The sequence below is a fragment of the Cupriavidus basilensis OR16 genome (assembly GCF_000243095.1).
GTDB classification, from domain to species: Bacteria; Pseudomonadota; Gammaproteobacteria; order Burkholderiales; family Burkholderiaceae; genus Cupriavidus; species Cupriavidus basilensis_D.
This window is the reverse complement of the sequence record NZ_AHJE01000146.1, coordinates 1-7,228: the sequence shown is the minus strand read 5'-3', so window position 1 is coordinate 7,228 and position 7,228 is coordinate 1. Positions and strand designations below refer to the sequence as shown.

Here is a 7,228-nt window from a genome sequence, read left to right as displayed (position 1 = left end):
CGCCGCAAGAACTTCATCCACGACTTCCCGTACGCCACCCCGGTCGGCCTGACCTATGACACCGGCGACTACGAGCCGTGCCTGGCGCGCGCGCAAGAACTCGCGGATGTCAAAGGCTTCGCCGCGCGGCGTGATGAAGCCAGGCAGCGCGGCAAGCTGCGCGGGCTGGGCTACTCCTGCTACATCGAGGCATGCGGGCTGGCGCCGTCGAATATCGCCGGCGCGCTGGGCGCGCGCGCGGGGCTGTTCGAAGTGGGCGAGATCCGCGTCCACCCGACCGGCTCCGTAACCGTCTTCACCGGCTCGCACAGCCACGGCCAGGGGCATGAAACCACCTTCGCGCAGATCGTGGCGGACCGGCTCGGCATTGCGCTGGATGCGGTGGAAGTCGTGCATGGCGACACCGGGCGCGTGCCGTTCGGCATGGGCACCTATGGCTCGCGCTCGCTCTCGGTGGGCGGCTCGGCCATCATGAAGGCGCTCGACAAGATCGAAGCCAAGGCCAAGAAGATCGCGGCCCACTTGCTGGAGGCCTCGGACGCCGACATCGAGTTCAAGAACGGCACCTTCAGCGTGGCCGGCACCGACCGCAGCAAGACCTTCGGCGAAGTCGCGCTCACCGCCTACGTGCCGCACAACTACCCGCTCGACAAGCTGGAGCCCGGCCTCAACGAAAACGCTTTCTACGACCCGACCAACTTCACCTATCCGTCGGGCGCCTACATCTGCGAGGTGGAGGTCGATCCGGACACCGGCGAGAGCAAGGTGATCAAGTTCACCGCGGTGGACGATTTCGGCAACATCATCAACCCGATGATCGTCGAAGGCCAGGTGCACGGCGGCATCGGCCAGGGCCTGGGCCAGGCCATGCTGGAGCAGTGCGTGTACGACGATGACAGCGGCCAGTTGCTGACCGGCTCCTACATGGATTACGCCATGCCGCGCGCCGGCGACCTGCCCGACTTCACGGTCGAGACCGCCAAGGGCACGCCCTGCACGCACAACCCGCTTGGGGTCAAGGGCTGCGGCGAAGCCGGCGCGATCGGCTCGCCGCCGGCCTTCATCAATGCGCTGGTGGATGCGCTCTCGCCGCTGGGCGTGCACGACATCCAGATGCCCGCCACGCCGCATCGCGTGTGGCAAGCCATCCGCCGCGCGCAGGCCCCTAACTGATATCGGAGGCACACCATGTACGCATTCCATTTCGAACGCGCCGCCGATGCCAGGTCGGCGGTGGCCAAGCTCAAGGCGGATGGCGACGCCAAGTTCCTCGGCGGCGGCCAGAGCCTGCTGGCCGCGATGAAGCTGCGCCTCGCCGCGCCATCGGCGCTGATCGACGTGACTCGCATTCCCGGCATGGCGGATATCCGTGTCGAGAACGACGAACTGGTGATCGGCGCGGCGGCACGCCATGCCGACGTGGCGGCCAACGCCGACGTGCGCAAGCGCATCCCCGCGCTGGCCGCGCTGGCCGACGGCATCGGCGACCGCCAGGTGCGCGCGATGGGCACGCTGGGCGGCTCGCTCGCCAACGACGATCCGGCCGCCTGCTACCCGGCGGCCGTGCTGGCGCTCAACGCCATCGTGGTCACCGACCGCCGCAATATCGCCGCCGATAGCTTCTTCAAGAGCCTCTACGAAACCGCGCTGGAACCCGATGAGCTGATCACCGCCGTGCGCTTTCCCACGCCGGACAAGGCCGCCTACATCAAGTTTCGCAACCCGGCGTCGCGCTTCGCGCTGGTGGGCGTGATGGTGGCGCAGTTCGGCAAGGTCGTGCGGGTGGCGATCACCGGCGCGGCCGACAGTGTGTTCCGCAGCGCGCCGCTGGAGCAGGCGCTGACGGCCAGCTTCACGCCGGCGGCGGCGCGCGCGGTGGTGGTGGATGCAAGCCGGCTGAACACCGACCTGCATGCCTCGGCCGAGTACCGCGCGCACCTGATCCCGGTGCTGGCGGCACGCGCGGTGGAACAGGCGTTGAAGGGCTAGCGCCGAGGCATCCAGGCCCAACCCGCCCCTCATCTCCCGGCGTTGGCCGGAGCCCGCAGGATGCGCCGACGCCGTCTGGAACGACGACGGCTGTCGCACCCTCTCCCCTCACGGGGAGAGGGCCGGGGAGAGGGGCGGTTTGGCCAGGAGCCACAAACAGCGAAGCCAATGGTTTTTTAACCTGCGCCTCCTCTTTGCACATAGCATCATCCGGCCATCCTCCATGCTTCCCCAGTCCATCGACCAGACCGCCGCCCTGCTGGAGGCACAGCAGTATTTCGCCGATCGCGAGACGGCCACCGTGCTGTACCTTGCGCTGCGCATGCAGCGCCCGCTCTTCCTCGAAGGCGAGCCCGGCGTGGGCAAGACCGCGCTGGCGCGAGCCATGGCCGGCGCGCTCGGCACGCGCCTGCTGCGCTTGCAATGCTATGAGGGGCTCGATGCCTCCAGCGCGCTCTACGAATGGGACTACCCGCGCCAGATCATGGCGCTGCGCCTGGCGGAGGCGCGCGGCGAGCGGCCCGACACGCAATCGCTGTATCACGACGATTTCCTGCTCAAGCGCCCCCTGCTCGAATCCCTGCTGCCCGACCCCGCCGCGCCTGGCATTCCGCGCGTGCTGCTCATCGACGAGATCGACCGCGCCGACGAACCCTTCGAAGCCTTCTTGCTGGAGGTGCTGTCCGAATTCCAGGTATCGATCCCCGAGATCGGTGTGATCCGGGCTGAGCAGCCGCCGCTCATCATCGTCACCTCCAACCGGACCCGCGAAGTGCATGACGCGCTCAAGCGCCGCTGCCTGTACCAATGGATGGGCTATCCGCAGCGCGAGCGCGAACTGCAGATCGTGGCTGCGCGCGCGCCCGAGGCCGCCGCCGCGTTGCAGCACCAGGCCATCGATTTCATCCACCGGCTGCGCGGCATCGACCTGTTCAAGTCCCCCGGCATCGCCGAGGCCATCGACTGGTGCCGCGCGCTGGCGGCGCTCGGCATCTCGGAGCTCGATCCGCAATCGGTGCGCGACACGCTCGGCGTGCTGCTCAAGTACCAGGACGACCTGGCCCGCGTGGATGGGCCGACCGTGGCCGAGCTGCTCGCGAGCCGGGCCCCGGGAGCCTGAACCATGCCCCGGCTCCATCCGGACGCTCCGCTGGCTGCCGCGCCCCTCCCCGGCACGCTGCCCATGCTCGCGCGCAACGTCACGCACTTCGTGCGGCTGCTGCGCGATGCCGGCTTCGCGCTGTCACCCGCCCATGCCGTGGATACGCTGCTGGCGCTGCAATACGTGGACGTCGGCAGGCGCGACGAAGTGCGCGCGGCCATGGCGGCCCTGATGATCAACGGGCCGGACCAGCGCCTGCTGTTCGACGCCGCCTTCGACCTGTTCTGGCGCGACCCGGACTGGGAGGGCAAGCTGCGCGCCCTGTTGCTGCCGCGCGTGGATGCCGGCGCACCGCCGCCGCCGCGCAACAACCGGCTGGCCGATGCGCTTGCCGCCCAGCGCCCGCCCGCGTCCGGCCGGCGCGGCGAGGACCACCTCGAGCGCTTTACCGCGCCACTCACCTTCTCCGCGCAGGAGCGCCTGGCGCAGCGCGACTTTGAAACCCTGGGCGCGGAAGAATGGCGCGCGCTGCAGCACATGATCCGCGCCCGCCACGCGCGCCTGGCCACCGAGCGCACGCGCCGCCTGCGCGCCGCCGCCAGCGGGCCGTACGCCGACCTGCGCGCCAGCGCGCGGCTGGCGGTCCGCCAGCAAGGCGAGTGGCTGCGCTGGAAATACCGCCGCCGCGCCGAGCGCCGCCCGCCGCTGGTGCTGCTGCTCGACATCTCCGGCTCGATGAGCCAGTACTCGCGCGCGGTGCTGTACTTCTGCCATGCCCTGATGCAATCGCGCGAGCGCCTGTCCGTCTTCCTGTTCGGCACCCGGCTGACCAACATCACCCGCTGGCTGCGCGAGCGCGATCCGGACGAAGCGGTTGGCGCCATCACGGGCCAAGTGCGCGACTGGGCCGGCGGCACCCGCATCGGCACCGCGCTGGCCACCTTCAACCGCCAGTGGGCACGCCGCACGCTGTCCGGGCGCGCCACGGTGCTGCTCGTCACCGACGGCCTCGACCACGAAGATATCGACCTGCTGGGCACCGAAATGGCGCGCTTGCGCCGCTTCGCCCACCGCATCGTCTGGCTCAACCCGCTGCTGCGCTATGCCGGCTTCGTGCCGCAGGCGCGTGGCGTACAAGCCATCCTGCCGCACGTGGATGCCCTGCGCTCGGCGCACAACCTGGACAGCCTGTTCGCCCTGGAATCCCTGCTGGCCGCGCGCGGGCCGCTGGCCATGCCCGTCTTCCCCTCGCCCGCACCCCCGAGAGACATCTCGGGCAATAGGGATATAAAGAACCCCAAGGAGACCGCCCCACCATGGAAATGACACAGACGCGGCAACTGCCCATCGCGCAGCAGACCGCCTGGGAAGCCCTGAACGACACGGCGCTGCTCAAGCAATGCATCCCAGGATGTGAGAGCATCGAGCCTGACGGCGACAACGCCTACCTGGTGGCGCTGACCGCCGCGGTAGGCCCGGTCAAGGCGCGCTTCAAGGGGCGCATGGCCCTGCAGGACATCCAGGCGCCCGACAGCTACACCATCCAGTTCGATGGGCAAGGCGGGGTCGCCGGCTTCGGCAAAGGCACCGCGGCTGTCACGCTGGCCCCCGAAGGCGACGCGACGGTGCTGACCTATACGGTCACCGCCCAGGTGGGCGGCAAGATCGCGCAGATCGGCTCGCGCCTGGTCGACGCCGCCGCGCGCAAGATGGCCGATACCTTCTTCGACCGCTTCACGGCGGCGGTGAGCGGGTCCGGCGCGCAGGGTGACGAGCCAGGCGCGGATGACGATGTCGCCAAGGACGGAGCGGCGGCCGGCGAAGGCAGCACGCCCGATGAACAAGACGGTGGAACGAAGCGGAAACGATCATGGACAGCGTGGATCTCGAAGTCCTGAAAAGCAGTGTGAAGTGGCAGGCAGAAGGCCATCGCACGCTCTTGGTAACGGTAGTCAGGACCTGGGGCTCCTCGCCCCGGCCGGAAGGCGCCATGCTGGCCGTGCGCGACGACGGCCTGGTGGTCGGCTCGGTCTCGGGCGGGTGCATCGAAGATGACATCATCGACCGGGTGCGGCGCGAAGGCATTGCCGGCGCGCACCCCGAGGCCGTCAAGTACGGCATCAGCGCCGAGGAAGCGCACCGCTTTGGCCTGCCCTGCGGTGGCACCATCGAACTGGTGACCGAGCCGCTCGGCGCCGAAAGCCACCTGGACGAACTGCTGGCCGCCGTGGAAAGCGGCAAGCTGGTAGCGCGCACGCTCGACATGGCCAGCGGCCACGCCACCCTCGGCCCGGCCCAGGCCACCGACGGCCTTGCCTTCGACGGCACCACCCTGCTCACCATCCACGGGCCGCGCTACCGCATGCTGGTGATCGGCGCCGGGCAGCTGTCGAAATACCTGTCGCAGATCGCCGTCGGTCTGGGCTTCCAGGTCACCGTGTGCGATCCGCGCGAGGAATACACCGAAACGTGGGACATCCCCGGCGTCACCATGGTGCGCACCATGCCGGACGACACCGTGACCGACATGAAGCTTGACGAGCGCTGCGCGGTGATCGCCGTCACGCACGACCCCAAGCTCGACGACCTGGCCCTGATGGAAGCCCTGCGCACGCGCGCCTTCTATGTCGGCGCACTCGGCTCGCGCCGCAACAACCAGGCGCGCCGCGAACGGCTCAAGGAATTCGACCTCAACGACCTGCAGCTCGCGCGCCTGCACGGCCCGGTCGGCATCTACATCGGCAGCCGCACGCCACCCGAGATCGCCATCTCGATCCTGGCCGAAGTCATCGCCGCCAAGAACCACGTCTCGCTGCCCGACATCCTCCAGGTAGAAGGCGCCAAGGCCGCGCGCGAGCTGGCCGCCAACGAAGGCAGCAGTTGCAGCACCTCGCCGTGACCAACCCGCTCACGGGCCCCATCAACGGCGCCATCACCGCCGCCGAGCTCCCCACCGGCATCCTGCTGGCGGCAGGCTACGGCCGCCGCTTCGACCCCGCCGGCCAGCGCAACAAACTCCTGGCCAAGCTGCCCGACGGCCAAACCGTAGCCGGCCGCAGCGCCCGCACGCTAGTCTCCGTGCTGCCCGGCACGCTCGCCGTGATCCGCCCGGGCAATGCCGCGCTGGCGGCCGAATTGCGAGGTGCCGGCTGCCGGGTGCTGGAAACTGCGGCAGCCGAGGCCGGCATGGGCGCGGCGCTGGCTGCGGCAGTGGCCGCCACGCGCGGCGCCAGCGGCTGGGTAGTGGCGCTGGCCGACATGCCCTGGCTGCCGGCCGAACTGGTACGCGCGGTGGCGTTGACGATCACGACGCGCGACGCGATTGCCGCGCCGTGGCGTGACGGGCGCCGTGGGCATCCGGTTGGATTCGGGTCTGCGTGGCGGGATGCCCTGCTGAAGCTTGATGGGGATGAAGGCGCGCGGGAGTTGTTGAAGACGCAGCCGGTGATGAGGATTCTTACAGAGGATGAGGGGGGGTTTCGGGATGTGGATGTTGAGGGGGATTTGGGGGTAAGGGGGTAGGGGGGGTGTTTGCTGGTGGCGTTGGTTTTTGGACCCAAGTGCCGTACGACATCGCCCTGCGGGGTTGGTCGCTGTTTGTTTGAGCGGCGATGGTTTTTGCACCCAAGAGCCATACGACATCCCCCTGCGGGGCGCCCTGCCGGGAGCAGAGCAATAAGGCTTTTGAATGTCGATGATTTCGTCGTACGGCCCGGAGTGTTGGCTGGCGGATCCTACCGGCCCCAAGGACATCATTTTTACATGACCCATTGGTTACGTGGTGCAGCCCCTGACCTCGTGCGCGGTGACCATTCCCACATCTGCCGTTCGCGGCGCGAGGGGCTGCGCCGTTTCGGGTGTGGCTGGTTTCGTGGTTTTGTCTCGAAGGACGAGCGCGGTGAGGTGCGAGCGCGGCCCTCGCGGACGGGCCACGGTGCCCACCACGAAACCAGAGGGGGTTGATAGCAAGGTGACGCTCGCGCCGATACGGCAGGGCATCAAATGGCCGGGCGGCCACCGTCAGAGACAAAACCACGAAACCACCAAGGCAGGCAGGATCGTGGTGCTGCGCACCGCGAACGGCAGATGCCCGAACGCGCACCGAGCAAAGCGATCAGGGGCACCACCACGTAACCA

7 protein-coding genes are annotated in these 7,228 nt (G+C 68.8%); all 7 read left to right on the top strand.

All coding sequences use genetic code 11. The features are described 5' to 3' along the window. A partial coding sequence (locus OR16_RS35755; protein ID WP_006163872.1) for a xanthine dehydrogenase family protein molybdopterin-binding subunit occupies positions 1–1,173 on the top strand: 1,173 nt, incomplete at its 5' end. Positions 1,174–1,188: 15 nt separating this feature from the next. Next, a complete protein-coding gene (locus tag OR16_RS35750; RefSeq protein WP_006163871.1) occupies positions 1,189–1,989 on the top strand; it encodes an FAD binding domain-containing protein in 801 nt (266 codons plus the stop codon). A gap of 223 nt (positions 1,990–2,212) precedes the next feature. Then, positions 2,213–3,109, top strand: coding sequence for an AAA family ATPase (locus OR16_RS35745; protein WP_006163870.1), 897 nt, complete (start codon positions 2,213–2,215; stop codon positions 3,107–3,109). Between the two features lie 3 nt (positions 3,110–3,112). Then, positions 3,113–4,417 (top strand): vWA domain-containing protein, encoded by a 1,305-nt coding sequence (locus OR16_RS35740; RefSeq protein ID WP_006163869.1) that lies wholly within the window; start codon positions 3,113–3,115, stop codon positions 4,415–4,417. After that, the gene (locus OR16_RS35735; protein WP_043422472.1) at positions 4,408–4,989 is read left to right on the top strand and encodes a CoxG family protein; all 582 of its coding nucleotides are present in this window, start codon (positions 4,408–4,410) and stop codon (positions 4,987–4,989) included. The genes OR16_RS35740 and OR16_RS35735 overlap by 10 nt, the downstream gene beginning before the upstream one ends. Continuing rightward, entirely contained in the window at positions 4,962–5,990 is a 1,029-nt protein-coding gene (locus OR16_RS35730) for an XdhC family protein (protein ID WP_006163867.1), read from the top strand. Before OR16_RS35735 ends, OR16_RS35730 begins: the two co-directional genes overlap by 28 nt. Then, positions 5,987–6,613, top strand: coding sequence for a nucleotidyltransferase family protein (locus tag OR16_RS35725; RefSeq protein WP_237717350.1), 627 nt, complete (start codon positions 5,987–5,989; stop codon positions 6,611–6,613). The genes OR16_RS35730 and OR16_RS35725 overlap by 4 nt, the downstream gene beginning before the upstream one ends. The last annotated feature ends 615 nt before the right edge of the window (positions 6,614–7,228 follow it).

Coding starts and splice junctions, on each gene's coding strand:
- OR16_RS35740 (WP_006163869.1), top strand. CDS start 3,113: ATGCCCCGGCTCCATCCGGACGCTCCGCTGGCTGCCGCGCCCCTCCCC.
- OR16_RS35745 (WP_006163870.1), top strand. CDS start 2,213: ATGCTTCCCCAGTCCATCGACCAGACCGCCGCCCTGCTGGAGGCACAG.
- OR16_RS35750 (WP_006163871.1), top strand. CDS start 1,189: ATGTACGCATTCCATTTCGAACGCGCCGCCGATGCCAGGTCGGCGGTG.
- OR16_RS35730 (WP_006163867.1), top strand. CDS start 4,962: ATGGACAGCGTGGATCTCGAAGTCCTGAAAAGCAGTGTGAAGTGGCAG.
- OR16_RS35735 (WP_043422472.1), top strand. CDS start 4,408: ATGGAAATGACACAGACGCGGCAACTGCCCATCGCGCAGCAGACCGCC.